Origin of the sequence: Microbacterium jejuense (assembly GCF_019511665.1) — a bacterium.
Classification (GTDB): Bacteria; Actinomycetota; Actinomycetes; order Actinomycetales; family Microbacteriaceae; genus Microbacterium; species Microbacterium jejuense_A.
In genome coordinates, this window is the sequence record NZ_JAEUAW010000004.1 from 153,278 (window position 1) to 169,291 (window position 16,014).

Genomic DNA, 16,014 nt, shown 5'->3' on the forward strand with positions numbered 1-16,014 from the left:
ACGCGACTCAGCCGTCTGTCGCGGCCCGGCGCAGGAGGGGCTTGGTCACGCTGAGGCCCAGCGCGACCACGCCGATCCCCGCCGCCAGCACCGCGGCGATGACGATCAGCGCCAGCGGCTGGACGAGGAGCGCGACGCCCGTCAACGGGAGCATCACGACGGCGGCGATCACGGCCGAGCCGATCGCCGTGAGGCGCAGCGGCGACATGACGGCGCGCCGGCGTGCGGCATCCATCGTGCGCTGGGGCATCCCGAGCATGTCGAGCGAGCGGTAGAGGTCGCGGCGGTCGAGGATGCCGGCCGCCTGGTTGACGCCGACGGAGCACGCGACCATCAGGAAGGAGCCGACGACCGTGATGAGGATGCCGGTGCGCACGTCGGCGAACAGCTGCGCCGACTCCGCGTCCAGGCCCTCGCCACCGGCGAGGTCGGCGACGGCGATGCCGACGCCCGCGAAGACGGCCATGAAGCTCGTCATGGCGACGCCCGACACCTGGCGCCAGGCGGCCTTCGGGGACTCCAGCCGAGCGCGCGGCGAGCAGCTTGGCGGGGCGGGCCGATCGCTGGGCCTGCCCCTGCGCCACGAGGCGGATGACCCACGGTCCGACGAGGTTGAGGACGGCGAGGGTGCCGCCGAACGCAGCGGCGAGGAACGCGACGATCACCATGGCGCTGCCGGCGACCTGCAGCACGCTCATCAGGCCGAACGACAGGACGACGACGGCCGCGGCGATCCCCGCGCGCAGCCACGAGAGCTTCGGCGCGTCCTGACGCGTGCGCACGCCGAGCGGCGAGATGACGACCTGGCGCAGACCCACCATTGCGCTGACGGCGGCCAGCACCGCGATCCCGAGCACGGTTCCCGCGATCGCCGGAGCGCTCAGCACGACCCCGCCGATGCCGAGCGGCTCGCCGCGGAACGGGACGAGGGCGAGCGCGGGGACGATCGCGAAGTAGACGACCACCCCCGCGAGCGCACCGGCGAGGGCGAGCACGGTCGATTCGAGCACGGCGAGGGCCGAGACCGTCGCGGGGGTCGCGCCGAGCAGCCGCAGCGTCGCGAGCCGGTCGTCACGGCGGCGTGCCGAGAGCCGCGCGGCCGCGCCGCCGAGCGACGCCAGCGGAACCACCAGAAGGACCAGGGCGACGACGGCGAGCAGCTGATACGTGAACGCGATGTCGTCCGTCCACGTCCAGAACGACTGGGCACCGCCGAGGACGGTCAGCAGCAGCGCGGTCACGATGGCGAACGCGGTGGCCGGCAGGGCGAGCGTCGCGAACCCCGACGCCCCCGGCCGAGCCAGCAGCCACGCGACGCGCGCGATCATGCCGCGGCTCCGACGCGCTCGCCGACGATCCGGCCGTCGCGCACCTCGACGATGCGTGAGCACCGGGAGGCGACCTCGGCGTCGTGGGTGACCATGACGAGCGTGCGGCCCTGGCCGGTCGTCGAGTGCAGGAGCGCGCCGATCACGTCGGCGGAGGTCGCGGAGTCCAGGGCACCCGTGGGCTCGTCTGCGAACACGACGACCGCTCCGGTGACCTGAGCGCGGGCGATGGCCACGCGCTGCGCCTGGCCGCCCGAGAGCTGTCCGATGCGGCGGTCCTCCATGCCGGTGAGGCCCAGCGCGGCGAGCCAGCCGGCGGCGTGCGGAACGGCTTCACGACGGGTCATGCCGTTCAGCATGAGGGCCAGGGCGACGTTCTCGATGGCGGTGAGCTCGGGGATCAGCAGCCCCTGCTGGAAGACGAACCCGAACTGCTCGCGGCGCAGCTGCGAGCGGTCCCGCTCGTTCAGCGCGTTCACCTTCACCCGGCCCGCGCGGCCGTCGAAGGCGACGGTCCCTGCGTCGGGGAGCGTGATGCCGGCGAGGCAGTGCAGCAGCGTGGTCTTGCCCGATCCGGAGGCGCCCATGATGGCCAGCGACTCGCCCGCGCGAACGGCGAGCGACACCCCCGCCAGCGCCCGCGTCGTGCCGAAGGACTTCTCGAGGCCGGTGGCCTCGATCACGAAAGAACTCATGCTTCCACCGTGCCGCGCACGGGTGGCGCGGCGCGTCGGGCGCGAGAGGGATCCGCCCTGCCCGGCGTCATCCCCGCGGATGATCCCGCCCCGGCACGTGGGTGCCGAGCGGGTCAGTCCGGCGTGGCCTCCGCCGCCGCGCGCGCAGCGGCAGGTAGGGCGTCGACGATGCGCGATACGGCGGTGTCATCGTGGGATGCCGACACGAACCACGCTTCGAAGACCGACGGCGGCAGCGACACGCCCTGCGCGAGCATGGCCCGGAAGAACGGCGGATAGCGGAACGCCTCCTGTGCCTTCACGGTGTCGTAGTCGATGGGCGGCTCGGCGGCGAACTGGATCGAGAACAGGTTTCCCGAGCGCTGCAGCACGTGCGTGACGCCTGCCTCGTGCAGGGCGGCCGTCGTCGCCTCCGCGACCGTCGCGGCCGCGGTGTCGATGCGCTCGTACGCGGCGGCGTCGAGGTGGTCGAGCGTCGCCCGCCCGGCCGCGACGGCGAGCGGATTGCCGCTCAGCGTGCCCGCCTGGTAGACGGGACCGAGGGGCGCCAGCAGCTCCATGAGCGCCGCCGGGCCGCCGATCGCGGCCAGCGGCAGCCCGCCGCCGACGACCTTTCCGAAGGTGATGAGGTCGGGCGCGAACGGCACCGGGTCGATGCCGTACCAGCCGGCCGGTCCGACGCGGAAGCCCGTGAGCACCTCGTCGAGGATCAGCAGCGCGCCGTGGGCGTGGGCGATGTCGGCGAGCGCGGCGTTGAAGCCGTGCGCGGGCGGGACGATGCCCATGTTGGCAGGCGCTGCCTCGACGATCACCGCGGCGATCTCGTCGCCGCGAGCGGCGAACACCTCGCGCACCGCGTCGAGGTCGTTGTAGGGGATGACGAGTGTCTGCGCGGCGATGGCCGCGGGGACGCCGGCCGAGCCCGGCATCGCGAGCGTCGCGACGCCCGACCCCGCCTCGGCCAGCAGACCGTCCGAGTGGCCGTGGTAGTGCCCGGCGAACTTCACGACGAGGTCGCGACCGGTCGCACCGCGGGCGAGGCGGATGGCCGTCATCGTCGCCTCGGTGCCCGTCGACACGAGCCGGACGCGTTCCACGGGGTGCGTCTCGAGGCCGGCTCGCGGCGTTTCGTCTCGCTCGTTCCTCGCTCGCTCAACGAGCGGGGGACGGGTGACGCGGGCGGCGATGAGCTCGGCCAGCTCGGTCTCGCCCGGCGTGCTCGCGCCGAACCCGAGGCCCCGGGCTGCGGCATCCTGCACCGCCGTCACGACGGCGGGGTGCGCGTGGCCGAGGATGGCCGGACCCCACGAGCCGACGAGGTCGACGTACTCGCGACCCTCGACGTCGGTGACGTACGGACCGGACGCCGACACGAAGAACCGCGGCGTCTCGGCCACCGAGCCGAAGGCGCGCACCGGCGAGTTCACGCCGCCCGGCATGGCGCCGCGGGCGCGGTCGAATTCCTGGGCGTTGGTCGTCATCGGATCCACTCCGCCAGCTCGAGGGCCCAGTAGGTCAGCACGGCGTCGGCGCCGGCGCGGCGGATGCCGACCACCGACTCCTCGATCGCACGGCGGCGGTCGATCCAGCCGTGGGCGGCGGCCGCCTCGATCATGGCGTACTCGCCCGACACCTGGTACGCCCACACCGGGACGGGGCTGGATGCCGCGGCATCCGCCAGCACGTCGAGATAGCTCATCGCGGGCTTGACCATGACGATGTCGGCGCCCTCGGCGAGGTCGAGCTCGAGCTCGCGGGCCCCCTCACGACGGTTGGCCGGGTCCTGCTGGTAGGTGCGGCGATCGCCCACGAGCGAGGACTGCACGGCCTCGCGGAACGGGCCGTAGAACGCCGAGGCGTACTTGGCGGCGTACGCGAGGATCGGTGTGTTCGCGTACCCCGCGTCGTCGAGCGCGTCGCGCACGGCGGCGACCTGGCCGTCCATCATGCCCGACAGTCCGAGCAGCTGGGACCCCGCCTGCGCCTGCGCCACGCCCATCTCGCGGTAGCGGTCGAGCGTCGCGTCGTTGTCGACGTAGCCGTTCGCATCGAGCACACCGCAGTGGCCGTGATCGGTGAACTCGTCGAGGCAGAGGTCGGTCTGCACGACGAGAGCGTCGCCCGCCTCGGCGACCGCGACGCGTGTGGCGACGTTGAGGATGCCGTCGGGGTCGGTCGCGCCGGATCCCACCGCGTCTTTGTGCTCGGGCACGCCGAACAGCATGATGCCGCCGATGCCGGCGGACGCGGCATCCGCCACGACGCCCTTGAGCGATTCCGTGGTGTGCTGCACGACGCCGGGCATGGACGAGATCGGCACGGGCGCGCCGGCGCCCTCGCGCACGAAGACGGGCAGGATCAGCTCGGCGGGGTGCAGGCGCGTCTCGGCGACGAGCCGGCGCATGGCGGGCGTCGCGCGCAGGCGACGGGGGCGGTCCGTGGTCACGGGCGTTCTCCGGTCAGGTCGGCGGCGCCGGCGGCGAGCAGCTCGCGCGCGACGGCGGTCGCGATGTCGCGCGGAGCGTCGGCATCGGGCCAGACCGCCGCGTGCGACGAGGTGAGGACGGTGGTGCCGTCGAGGCTGTAGACGCTCGCCGACAGCAGCAGCAGGCCGGCGTCGACGACGGCCCGCGCGCCCACGGGCGCGGAGCAGCCCGCTTCGAGCAGCGCGAGCACCTCGCGCTCGGCTTCGACGGCGGCGCGGGTCTCGGCGTGGTCGAGGGCGCTCACGAGGTCCTCCTGACCGCGGCGCACCTCGACCGCCAGGGCACCCTGACCCGGCGCGGTGGGCCACGCGTCGGCGTCGAGGAACTCGGTCACCACATCGGCGCGTGCGATGCGCCGAAGGCCCGCGGCGGCCAGGATGACGGCATCCAGTTCTCCGCTGGTGACCTTGCCCAGGCGCGTGTCGACGTTTCCGCGGATGTCGACGACCTCGAGGTCGGGCCGACGGGCGCGCAGCTGGGCCATGCGGCGCGGCGAGCCGGTGCCCACGCGGGCGCCGGCGGGCAGCTGGTCGAGCGTGAGGCCGTCGCGGGAGACGAGTGCGTCGCGCGGGTCCTCACGGGTGGGGATCGCGGCGACCACGAGCCGCTCGTGCGGCGCCGTGGGAAGGTCTTTCAGCGAGTGGACGATCACGTCGCACTCGCCCGCTTCGAGCGCGTCGCGCAGGGCGCCGGTGAACAGGCCCGTGCCGCCTGCCCGCGACAGCGGCTCGTTGGAGCGGTCGCCGTCGGTCGTGATCGTGACGATCTCGGTCGTCACGCCGGTCGCGTCGGCGAGGTCGTCCGCGAACATGCCGGTCTGGGCGAGGGCGAGCGTGCTGCCGCGCGTCCCGATCCGCAGGGTGGTCATGCCAGCACCTCGGCGATCTCATCGAGGCCGATGCGGCGCCCGGTGAAGAACGGCACCTCTTCGCGCACGTGCCGGCGGGCCTCTGTCTGGCGCAGGTCGCGCATGAGGTCGACCAGCTCGACGAGCTCGGGCGCCTCGAGCGCGAGGATCCACTCGTAGTCGCCGAGCGCGAACGACGCCACGGTGTTGCTCAGCACCGTGCGGTGCGCGGCGCCCTTGCGGCCGTGGTCGGCGAGCATCTGGCGGCGCTCGTCGTCGGGAAGGATGTACCAGTCGTACGACCGGACGAAGGGGTAGACGGTGAGCCACGCCTCGGGGTCCTTGTCGCGCATGAACGCGGGCAGGTGGGATGCCGAGAACTCGGCGTCGCGGTGCACGCCCATGACGTTCCACACGGGGAGCAGGCTCGCGAGCGGCTCGGCGCGGCGCAGCGTCCGCAGCGCCGACTGCAGCACCTCGGGGGCCACCCCGATGCCGGTGAGCCAGATCATGAGGTCGGCGTCGGCGCGCAGCCCCGACACGTCGTAGAAGCCGCGGACGACGACCCCGGACGCCTCGACCTCGGCGACGGCGGCAGCCAGATCGCCCTCCCCAGCCGGGCGGGACGGGTCTCGCCGGAACACGGCCCACAGGGTGTAGCCGAGGGTGTCAGGGGAGGTCGGGGCCGGCGTGTCCGTCATGGTTCCATCTTTTCACGCCTCGCTGAGCACGCTCTCGGCCGCGGGGCGGTACAGGTGGCGCTTGGTCTCGGTCGTTCCTCCCTCGCTCAGCGTCCGGTGATCGGGCACCCGGTCGCTGAGCGAGCGCCGGCGAGACGAAGCGTGGGGACGGAGGACAGCGGGCGCTCAGCGGGCGAGCAGGCCCGTCGCCGTCCGCTCGGCGTGCGCCACGATGCCCGCAAGACCCGAGCCCGCGACGGTCTCGCCCACGACCGTCATCTCGGGAGGGATGGATGCCGCGCCCGGCCGTATCCACGAGACGTGCGCCGCGTCGACCAGGGTCGGCAGCTTCACGCCCAGCAGCGTCTCGGCATCGGCGCGGGCCGCGCCCACCGGGTCGGCGGGGGTCTGGTCGTACGACAGTCGCAGGATGTGCCGCCCGGCGGCGGCCTCCCGCAGCCACGCCCACTTGGCCGTGGCGTGCGTGAGGGCGCGGGCGCCCACCGGGGCCCCCGCGGCGACCAGCAGGCCGGTGCCGCGGGGTGCGGCATCCAATTCGGCCTGCTCGACCACCAGCGTGACGAGATCGATGCGCCGGCCGGGGCCCGGCGTCGACGCGACGCCCGGCGCGGCGACGACCACGGTGCCGTCGAGCGCCGACACATCGTCGACGCGCGCGTTCAGGCGCACCTCGCCGCCGTGGCGCTCGAGGTCGTCGGCGAGCGCGGGCACGATGCGGTGGACGCCGCCGCGGAGGCCGGCGACCGCGGAGCCCGGGGGAGCGGCCGCGCGCAGTCGCGCGACCGCGGCGTGCAAGGACCCGGCCTCGCGCACGGCGTCGCCCAGGCCCGGGTGGGCGCGGGCGACCGGCAGGTCGTCGGGGTGCTGCGAGTGCACGCCGTGCACGACGGGTGCGACGAGCCCGTCGAGCAGGCCGTCCCCGTAGCGCGACCGCACGAGGGCACCGAGCGTCGCGGGGACGTCGTCCAGCGGCAGCCCGTCGAGTTCGACGGCGCGCTCGGCCACCGGGCGGCCGACGACCCGCACGACGTCGTCCGCCAGCGGGTCCGCCGGAATGCCGAGCAGGGCCGTCGCCGGCAGCGGCACGGCGTCGCCCGCGACCGGCTGCAGCCAGGCCGGCCCCGGCGCGGGCGCCACGATGTCGTCCTGCAGCCCGAGCTCGGCGAGCAGGCCCGCTACGACGCCGCCGCGGACGGCGAAGCTCTCGGCGGCGGCATCCAATCCGATCCCGGCGACCTCGTGGCGGGCGACGGTGCCGCCGAGGCGATCGGATGCCTCGAACACCGTCACGCGCGCCCCCGAGGCCGCGAGCCGCCGGGCCACCACGAGCCCGCCGACGCCGCCGCCGACGATCGAGAAGCGGCCGGAGCGGTCAGGCATGCGCGTGCACGAACTCCACGATGCGCGTGAGGACGGTCGGGTCGGTGTCGGGCGGCACACCGTGGCCGAGGTTGAGCACGTGGGCACGGGCCGCCTTGCCGCGCTCGAGGACGTCCACGAGGTGCGCTTCGAGCACCGGCCACGGAGCGCGCAGCAGCGCGGGGTCGATGTTGCCCTGCACCGTGACACCCTGACCGACGCGTCGTACGGCCTCGTCGAGCGGCAGGCGCCAGTCGACGCCCACGGCGTCGACGCCGACGTCGCGCATCGCGGCGAGGAGCTCGCCGGTGCCGACGCCGAAGTGCACGAGCGGCACTTCCAGGTCGCGCACGGCGTCGAGGGCGAGGGACGAGAACGGCGCGACGTGCTGCGTGTAGTCGGCGAGGCTCAGCGAGCCCGCCCACGAGTCGAACAGCTGGCCCGCCGACGCGCCGGCCTCGAGCTGCGCCCGCAGGAACGCGCCCGTGATTCCGGCGCACCACGTCAGCAGCGCGGCCCACGTGTCGGGGTCGGAGTGCATCAGCGCGCGGGTCTTGAGCTGCTCCTTGGACGGGCCGCCCTCGACGAGGTACGACGCGAGCGTGTACGGGGCGCCCGCGAAGCCGATGAGCGGCGTCGTGCCGAGCTCGGCCACGGTGAGGGCGACGGCCTCGCGGATGGGAGCGAGCGCCGCGGGGTCGAGCGGGGGCAGCGACGCCACGTCTGCCGCGGTGCGGACCGGGTTCTCGAGCACGGGACCGCGGCCGGCGACGATGCGCACGTCGACGCCCGCCAGGCGCACCGGGATCACGATGTCGCTGAAGAAGATGCCCGCGTCGACGCCGTGCCGACGCACCGGCTGCAGGGTGATCTCGCTGGCCAGCTCGGGGTTCAGGCACGCGTCGAGCATGTCGGTGCCGACGCGCAGCTCGCGGTACTCGGGAAGGGAGCGGCCCGCCTGCCGCATGAACCACACCGGCGTCACCGCGGGCCGATCGCCCCGGTACGCGCGTATCAGCGCGGGGGGATCGTTTCTCTGGAGGACGGAAGGGTGAGAGTCATGCAACATCACACGTTAAGATTAGAGTCGTGCTCCTCTGTCTGACCGCGAACCATCGGAACGCGAGCCTCGACACCCTGGAGCGTCTCTCTGTCGGGGCGCCCGACGCGACGCGTGCACTCGTGCGCGACGAGATCTTCGTCTCGGGCGCTGTCGTCCTCGCGACCTGCAGCCGGTTCGAGGCCTATCTCGACATCGATGAGCCGCTCACCGGTGGCGAGGCCGTCGCGGTCGAGTCCGTCGTCGAAGCGATGGCCGCGGCATCCGATGTGTCTGCGGACGTGCTGCGCGCATCGGTGGCCGTGCATCAGGGAGCGGATGCCGCCGCCCACCTGTTCGCCGTCACGAGCGGCCTGGAGTCGGTCGTCGTCGGTGAGGACGAGATCTCGGGCCAGGTGCGCCGGGCCCTCGATGCCGCGCGCGCCGACGGCCTCACCAGCGGGGAGCTGGAGCGGCTGTTCCAGAGGGCCACGCACACGAGCCGCGGCGTGCGCAACCGCACGCAGCTGCGCGGCGCCCACCGCTCGCTCGTGCGGCTCGCCCTCGAGCTCGCCTCGAGCCGCGTCGCAGACTGGTCGGCTGCGCGCATCGTGCTGGTCGGCACCGGCCGCTACGCCGCGCGCACCGTGGACGCGCTGCGCGCCCGCGGCGCCGGCGACCTCCACGTCTTCTCGCCCTCGGGGCGTGCCGAGGGCTTCGCCGTGCAGCGCGGCCTGCTGCCGGTGACGGATTTCGCCGCGGCGGCCGCGCAGGCCGATGTGGTGATCACGTGCACGGCGGACGCCGTCGTGCACGCCGACGCGTTCACGTCCGGTCGCCGGGTGCTCGTGATCGACCTCGGCCTGCCGCGCAACGTCGACCCCGCCGTCGGCGAGGTCGAGGGGGTCGAGCTGCTCGACCTCGAGACCATCCGGCTGCACGCGCCGCTGGAGCAGTTCAGCGCGCACGCCGACGCCCGCGCGATCGTCGGCGACGCCGCGACCGAGTTCGCCGCCGACCGCGAGGTCGGCCCTGCCATCACCGCGCTGCGCGGCGAGGTGCTCAAGGTCGTGGACGACGAGATCGCCCGTGCCCGCGCGCGCGGCGCCGGCGACGACGTCGAGGCGGCGCTGCGTCACCTGGCGGGCGTGCTGCTGCACAAGCCGTCGGTGCGCATGCGCGAGCTGGCGGTCGAAGGACGCCTCGACGAGGTCCACGGCGCGCTCGAGCTGCTGCACGGCCTGGCGGTCGACGCCCCCGGTGCGGCGGTCGACGACGACGACCTCTGGGCCACCGCCTAGCGCGTTGCAAGTGGATGCCGGCGGCCCAGGCCGATCGTGCACGTGGGCGTTTCGTCTCGCTCGTTCCTCGCTCGCTCAACGGCCGGTGGTGAGGGAGGTCAGAGGTGCGGGCGTTTCGTCTCGCTCGTTCCTCGCTCGCTCAACGGCCGGTGGTGGTTGGGGTCAGCCGGTAACCGGTCGTTGAGCGGAGGGCGCTCTGGCGCCCGCAGACGAAACGCCTCGTCCGGGACGGATCGGCTTGCGCAAGACGCGCAAGAAATCATAGGAATGACGCAAAAACACGGCAAGTGCTTGAGAACTCGCGTGCTCGCGCTCTAGATTGAGCGCGAGCGGGCATCGTCGCCCGTCCCGTCCCGGATGAAGCGAGTCGCTGATGACACGACCCCGAACCCTCGTCGCGGCTGTGGCCGCGGCATCCCTCGCCCTCGGAGCGGCGGTGACGGCCCCGGCCGCCGTCGCGGCGCCGCCGGGCTGGAACACGCCCGCGCCGGTCGTCACGCGCGCGGCGCTCGATCCCGCGCTCGTCGCCGGGCGCGGTGCCGACGTGGCGTTCCTCGAGCAGGAGGCCGAGAACGCCGTCACGAACGGCACGGTGATCGGCCCGAGCCGTGAGGCGTACACGATCGAGGCGGAGGCGTCGGGGCGCTCGGCCGTGCGCCTGGCGCCGGGGGAGTACGTCGAGTTCACGCTTCCGGCGGCGGCGAACGCGCTGACCGTGCGCTACAGCATCCCCGACGCGCCAGGCGGCGGTGGGCTCACCGCGCCGCTCACCGTTCAGGCCGGGCCCCACACCACGACGATGCAGCTCACGTCGGAGTACGCGTACCTCTACAACCAGTACCCGTTCACGAACGACCCGCGCGCGGGGCTGCTGCATCCGGACTGGTGGGTCGCCGAATGCGCGTGCGTGCCCGCGGCGACCACGCCGGCGTTCGAGCCGGCGACGCCCTTCCGGCCGATGAAGTTCTACGACGAGCAGCGGCTGCCGCTGCACAAGACCTACAAGGCGGGAGACAAGGTGCGCCTGACCGCGTCCGCTGACGTGCCGTGGACGGTGATCGACCTCATCGACACCGAGCTGGTGGGCAAGCCGGTCGTCGTGAAGAAGGCGGTGGACGTCGTCGACTTCGGCGCCGACCCGACAGGCCGGACGGACTCCGCCGATGCCTTCGACGCGGCGATCGCGGCCGCCAAGCAGCGGGGGCAGGTCGTGTATGTGCCGCAGGGGCGGTTCCGCGTCGAACGCCACATCGTCGTCGACGACGTGACGATCCGGGGCGCCGGCAACTGGCACACGATCGTCTTCGGCTCTGAGGTGGCGCTCGCCGAGCCCGCCGCGGACGGCTCGACGCATACGGGCGTCGGGTTCTACGGAAAGGATGCCGCCGACGGAGGCAGCACCGACGTCCACCTGTCGGGCTTCTCGATCATCGGCGACGTGCGCGAGCGCATCGACACCGACCAGGTCAACGCGATCGGCGGCGCGTTCCACGACTCGTCGTTCTCGGACCTCTACATCCAGCACACCAAGGTGGGGATGTGGTTCGACGGCCCGATGTCGAACGTGACGGTCGAGCGCAACATCATCGTCGACCAGATCGCCGATGCGCTGAACTTCCACATCGGCGTCACCGACTCGGTCGCGCGGCACAACTTCGTGCGCAACTCCGGCGACGACGGCCTGGCGATGTGGGCGGAGGCGAAGGGCGGCACGACGCTCACGAACGCGCGCAACACGTTCGAGCGCAACACCGTGCAGACGCCGAACCTCGCCAACGGCATCGCGATCTACGGCGGCACCGACAACACGGTGGCGGGCAACCTGGTGGCCGACACGATCCGCGAGGGAAGCGCGCTGCACGCCGGCTCGCGGTTCGGCGCGCACCCGTTCGCTGGGGCGCTCACCTTCCGCGACAACACAACAGTGCGCGCGGGCACGCGCGAGCTCAACTGGAACATCGGGCTCGGGTCGCTGTGGGTCTACGCCCTGGAGGGCTCGATCTCGGGCATCCACGTGACCGGCGACCATTACCTCGACAGCACGTACAACGCGATCCTGCTGGTGTCGGAGTGGGGAGTGAAGGACCTCTACTCGATGTCCGACGTGTCGTTCGCCGACGTGCGCGTCGACGGCACGGGCACGTCGGTGCTGAGTGCGCGCGTGAAGGGCGGGGCGTCGTTCCAGAACGTCGACGCCCGCAATGTCGGCGCCGTCGGCATCAACAACTGCGGGTCGTTCGGCTTCCCGCCCACGGGGTCGGAGTTCTCGGTCACGGATCTCGGCGGCAACGACGGCGGCGGAACGACCGGCCCGTGGCTCGCGTCGTGGGAGCTGCCGAACACCATCACGTGCGACGACCGCCCGCCGGTGGTCGCACCGCCGGCGCCGTCGCCGTGGCCGTGACCCGGGCTCGATGAGGGGGATGCCGCCACCCGGCCGGGTGGCGGCATCCCCAAGCTCTATTCTAAAGCAGTCTTGCGAAAGGAGTCTTTAGAATCTAGTCTCGCCGTATGACCGAACGACGCCGCGAGCGCATCACCGACCCCGAGCGCATCCGCGCGCTGGCCCACCCCGTGCGCATCGCACTGCTCGACCATCTCGGCGACGTCGGCGAGGCGACCGCGACAGAGTGCGCGGAGGCGCTGGGGGAGTCGCCTGCGAGCTGCTCGTTCCACCTGCGCATGCTCGAGAAGTACGGCTACATCGAGCGCGCCGAACGCCGCGGGCGCGAGAAGCCCTGGCGGGTGAAGGTGGCGGACTTCGACATGCGTCCCGATCCGGACGTGCCCGGATCCATGCTCGCGGTGCAGGCCGTGGCGTCGATGGGGCTCGAGTCCGAGTTCCTGCGGGCCAGGGACTGGTTCTCGCGCATCGACCGCGAGAGCGACGAATGGGTGCAGGCGACGACGTTCACGCGCTCGTCGTTCTGGGCGACGGCCGAAGAGCTGGCGCAGCTCAGCCGTGAGGTGCAGGACATCACCAACCGGTTCGCGGGCCGTCACTCGGATCCGTCGAAGCGCCCCGAGGGTGCGCGGTTCTCGCGCTTCTTCGCCGTCGTCAACCCCGAACCCGTGCGCCTCGACCCGGAGGCGGACCGATGAGCGGGGCGTCGCCGCGCCGCCTGCGGCTTCCTGTCGCATGGTCGGCCCCCGGGTTCCCGCGCCTGGCGGGCGCTTGGGTCGCGACGAACCTCGGTGACAGCGCCCTGTACCTCATGATCGCGGTGTGGGTGAAGGAGCTCACCGGGTCGGATGTGGCCGCCGGCTTCGTGTTCGTGGCGCTCGGCGTTCCTGCGATCCTCGCGCCGTTCATCGGCATGATGGCTGACCGGATGCCGCGCCGCCGGCTCCTCGTGATCAACAACGCCGCGCTGGTCCCGGTGCTGCTGTCGCTGCTGCTCGTCTCGGGCGCCGAGCAGCTGTGGCTCGTGTACGCGGTCATGGTGGTCTACAGCGCCGCCGGGTACGTGACGGGGTCGGCGCAGTCGGGCATCATCCGCGCGATGCTGCGCGACGACCAGCTCGCTTCAGGCAACGGCCTGCTGTCGACCATCGACAACGCGCTGCGGCTCGTGTCGCCGCTCATCGGCACGGCCCTGTACGTGTGGCTCGGCGCTCCCGCCGTCATCGTGCTCACGGCGGCGTGCTTCGCGGTGGCCGCCGTGGTCGTCGCCGGGCTCCCGGTCGGCGCTGCCGCACCGGTGCGCGAGGCGCGGCGCGGGTACTTCCACGAACTCGCCGCCGGGTTCGTGCAGCTCTTCTCGCCGCAGAGCCTGCGCGTGGTGACGATCGCCGTCGCGATCGGCTTCGGCGCGACCGGCCTGCTCAACATCGTGGTGTTCCCCGCACTCGATGCCATGCACGCCGACCCCGCCGCCATCGGCGTGCTCGTCCCCGTCCAGGGCGCGGGCGCCGTGCTCGGCGGCGTGCTGTCGGCCACGCTCGTCACGCGCTGGGGCGAGGGGCGCACCGCCGCGCTCGGCCTGGTGCTGGTGGCCGCGGGAAGCGTTCCGTGGGCGTTCGGCTCGGTGATCGCCGGCGGCGTCGGCATGTTCGTCCTGGGCCTGGGCATCCCGCTCACCGTCGTGGCCTTCGCCACCCTGCGGCAGCGGCTCACGCCCGACGCCCTCCAGGGCCGCACCGGTGCGGCCGCCAACGTCGTGATCAACGTGCCGCAGACCCTGGCATCGGTCATCGGCGCGGGGCTGCTCGCGGTCGTCGACTTCCGCGTGCTGATCTGGGTGTCGGTCGTCGCCGTCGTGCTCGGCGCCGCGACGGCGCTGCTCGCTCGCCGCGTCGCCGCTCCCGTCGCGGCTGCGGCGCTGTCCTGACCGGTGGGGCCTCAGGCGGGTTCGGCGACGGCGGCCCGTCCGTCCGGCGCAGGGGCGGGCACGACCAGCCCCGACGCCGGTCCCGTCAGTGCGCGCAGCGCGTAGAGGATCGTGGCGAGGTCGACGCCCTCCTGGATGAGGGCGCCGGCCACTGCGGGGATCACACCCGTCGTCGCGACGAGCATGAGCCCGATGCTGAGCGCGATGCCGATCCAGATCGCGGTGTACGCGACACGCAGGGTGTGGCGCCCGATCGAGACGGCGTCGGCGATGCCGGCGAGAGAGTCCTTCAGCACGACGGCGTCCGCCGCCTCGCCCGCCGCCGTCGACCCCTTGGCGCCCATTGCGACGCCGATGTCGGCGGCGGCCAGCACCGGGGCGTCGTTCACGCCGTCGCCGACCATCATCACCGGCCGCGGCCTCATCTGCGCGGCCAGCTGCACCTTCTCGGGCGGCAGCAGCTCGGCATGCACATCGGTGATCCCGACGCTGCGGGCCACGGCATCCGCCGTCGCCTTCGCGTCGCCGGTGAGCATCGCGATCCGTTCGACCCCGGTGTCACGCAGCCACGTCACGACCGCGCGCGACTCGGGGCGCGGATCGTCGGCCAGGACGAGCGTGCCCGCGAACCGCCCGTCGACGGCGACGTACGCGGCAGCCTCGCCCTCGCGGATGCCTCGCCGCACCGTGTCGGGTGCCAGCGACGCCACGTACGCGGGCTTGCCGACGACGACCGTGCGTCCGTCGATCTGCGCCGTGACCCCGTTCGTCGCCACCTCGTGCGCTTCGTCGGCAGAGAGCAGGTGGATGCCGCGGCCCGCTGCCGCGCGGCGGATCCCGTCGGCCAGCACATGGCTGGAGTACTGCTCGGCCGACGCGGCGAGCGTCAGCAGCTCGTCCTCGCCGAAGCCGGGAGCCGGCTCGACGGCGACGAGGTCGGGGCGCCCCTCGGTGAGCGTGCCGGTCTTGTCGAAGGCCGCCGACCGCACGCGCGCGAGCTGCTCGATGACCGCGCCGCCCTTGACGATGATGCCGGCCTTCGCCGCTCGCGAGAGGCCGCCGAGGAACGCGACAGGTGCGGCGATCAGCAGCGGGCACGGCGTGGCCAGCACCAGCACCTCGGCGAAGCGCGTCGGATCGCCCGACACGGCCCACGCCGCCCCCGCGATCACGAGCGACACCGCCGTGAACGGGATGGCGAAGCGGTCGGCCAGTCGCACCGTGGGGGCGCGATCCTCCTGCGCCTGCTTCACGAGCTCGACGATCTGCTGGTACTGGCTGTCGGCGCTGCGCCGCAGCGCGCGGATCCGCACCGCCCGCGACCCGTTGACCGAGCCCGAGAGAACCTCGTCGCCTGCCGAGCGGGTCACGGGCAGGCTCTCGCCGGTGAGCGACGACTCGTCGAACGAGCCGTCCTCGCTCAGCAGCGTGCCGTCGACCGGCACGATCTCGGCGGGTCGCACCAGCAGCACGTCGCCGACGCGCACGTCGTCGGCGTCGGCGTCCTGCACCTCGTCGCTGTCGGACTGCGGGTGCACGAGGACGTGCGCGACCTGCGGCGAGCGGTCGAGCAGCGCCGTGAGCTCGCGCTTGGCCCGGCGGCTGGCGTAATCCTCGAGCGCCTCACCGCCCGACAGCATCAGCACGATGACGAGCGAGGCGACGTACTCGCCGACGGCGAGGGTCGCGACCATCGCCACCACCGCCAGCACGTCCAAGCCGACGTGACCGCGCAGGACGTCCCGGACCATCCCGAGGAGCGTCCACGCGATGACCAGGCTCACGTAGACGATCGCGATCCACTTCGTCGTGCGCTCGTACCCGGCGGCGCCGAACGCCAGCACGACGATGAGGACGATGATCGTGAGCCACACCACGGGGAATCGCACGAACCAGCGCAGGAACCTCATGTCTCACACCCTGGCAC

Annotated in this window: 13 protein-coding genes and 2 pseudogenes; 5 read left to right on the plus strand and 10 right to left on the minus strand. The window is 73.0% G+C overall.

The window, feature by feature from the left end; translation table 11 throughout:
• Window positions 1–7: 7 nt before the first annotated feature.
• Window positions 8–478, minus strand: a complete 471-nt coding sequence (locus JNB62_RS19160; RefSeq protein WP_223230987.1) for a hypothetical protein — start codon at window positions 476–478, stop codon at window positions 8–10.
• Window positions 479–627: 149 nt separating this feature from the next.
• On the opposite strand from JNB62_RS19160, the gene JNB62_RS19165 reads away from it, so the two are divergent.
• Window positions 628–771: a hypothetical protein gene (locus JNB62_RS19165; protein WP_223230988.1), complete on the plus strand. Its 144-nt coding sequence runs from the start codon at window positions 628–630 to the stop codon at window positions 769–771.
• Window positions 772–881: 110 nt separating this feature from the next.
• On the opposite strand, the pseudogene JNB62_RS19660 reads toward JNB62_RS19165, so the two are convergent.
• The 8 genes and pseudogenes from JNB62_RS19660 to hemE all read right to left on the minus strand — a co-directional run.
• A pseudogene (locus JNB62_RS19660) lies at window positions 882–1,328 on the minus strand (FtsX-like permease family protein); the annotation flags it as partial.
• Window positions 1,325–2,023, minus strand: coding sequence for an ABC transporter ATP-binding protein (locus JNB62_RS06660; RefSeq protein ID WP_220300084.1), 699 nt, complete (start codon window positions 2,021–2,023; stop codon window positions 1,325–1,327). The gene JNB62_RS06660 and the pseudogene JNB62_RS19660, both read right to left, overlap by 4 nt.
• Window positions 2,024–2,136: 113 nt before the next feature.
• On the minus strand, window positions 2,137–3,504 hold the full coding sequence (gene hemL, locus JNB62_RS06665; RefSeq protein WP_220300085.1) for a glutamate-1-semialdehyde 2,1-aminomutase: 1,368 nt from the start codon (window positions 3,502–3,504) through the stop codon (window positions 2,137–2,139).
• Window positions 3,501–4,469 carry a porphobilinogen synthase gene (hemB, locus tag JNB62_RS06670; RefSeq protein ID WP_220300086.1) on the minus strand — a complete coding sequence of 323 codons (969 nt, stop codon included), beginning with the start codon at window positions 4,467–4,469 and terminating at the stop codon, window positions 3,501–3,503. Before hemB ends, hemL begins: the two co-directional genes overlap by 4 nt.
• Window positions 4,466–5,377, minus strand: coding sequence for a hydroxymethylbilane synthase (gene hemC, locus JNB62_RS06675; RefSeq protein ID WP_220300087.1), 912 nt, complete (start codon window positions 5,375–5,377; stop codon window positions 4,466–4,468). Before hemC ends, hemB begins: the two co-directional genes overlap by 4 nt.
• Complete coding sequence (gene hemQ / locus JNB62_RS06680; protein WP_220300088.1) at window positions 5,374–6,057, minus strand: hydrogen peroxide-dependent heme synthase; 684 nt, start codon at window positions 6,055–6,057, stop codon at window positions 5,374–5,376. Before hemQ ends, hemC begins: the two co-directional genes overlap by 4 nt.
• A gap of 165 nt (window positions 6,058–6,222) precedes the next feature.
• A complete protein-coding gene (locus JNB62_RS06685) occupies window positions 6,223–7,437 on the minus strand; it encodes a protoporphyrinogen/coproporphyrinogen oxidase (RefSeq protein WP_220300089.1) in 1,215 nt (404 codons plus the stop codon).
• Window positions 7,430–8,485, minus strand: a complete 1,056-nt coding sequence (gene hemE / locus JNB62_RS06690) for a uroporphyrinogen decarboxylase (RefSeq protein ID WP_220300287.1) — start codon at window positions 8,483–8,485, stop codon at window positions 7,430–7,432. Before hemE ends, JNB62_RS06685 begins: the two co-directional genes overlap by 8 nt.
• Window positions 8,486–8,505: 20 nt before the next feature.
• Here hemE and JNB62_RS06695 point away from each other — a divergent pair, with 20 nt between their 5' ends.
• The 4 genes and pseudogenes from JNB62_RS06695 to JNB62_RS06710 form a co-directional block, all read left to right on the plus strand.
• Entirely contained in the window at window positions 8,506–9,756 is a 1,251-nt protein-coding gene (locus JNB62_RS06695) for a glutamyl-tRNA reductase (RefSeq protein ID WP_220300090.1), read from the plus strand.
• Window positions 9,757–10,129: 373 nt separating this feature from the next.
• Complete coding sequence (locus JNB62_RS06700) at window positions 10,130–12,160, plus strand: glycosyl hydrolase family 28-related protein (RefSeq protein WP_220300091.1); 2,031 nt, start codon at window positions 10,130–10,132, stop codon at window positions 12,158–12,160.
• A 107-nt stretch (window positions 12,161–12,267) separates the two neighbouring features.
• Entirely contained in the window at window positions 12,268–12,858 is a 591-nt protein-coding gene (locus JNB62_RS06705) for an ArsR/SmtB family transcription factor (RefSeq protein ID WP_220300092.1), read from the plus strand.
• A pseudogene (locus JNB62_RS06710) lies at window positions 12,849–14,087 on the plus strand (MFS transporter); the annotation flags it as partial. The gene JNB62_RS06705 and the pseudogene JNB62_RS06710, both read left to right, overlap by 10 nt.
• 11 nt (window positions 14,088–14,098) lie before the next feature.
• On the opposite strand, the gene JNB62_RS06715 reads toward JNB62_RS06710, so the two are convergent.
• On the minus strand, window positions 14,099–15,997 hold the full coding sequence (locus JNB62_RS06715) for a heavy metal translocating P-type ATPase (RefSeq protein ID WP_220300094.1): 1,899 nt from the start codon (window positions 15,995–15,997) through the stop codon (window positions 14,099–14,101).
• Between the last annotated feature and the right edge of the window lie 17 nt (window positions 15,998–16,014).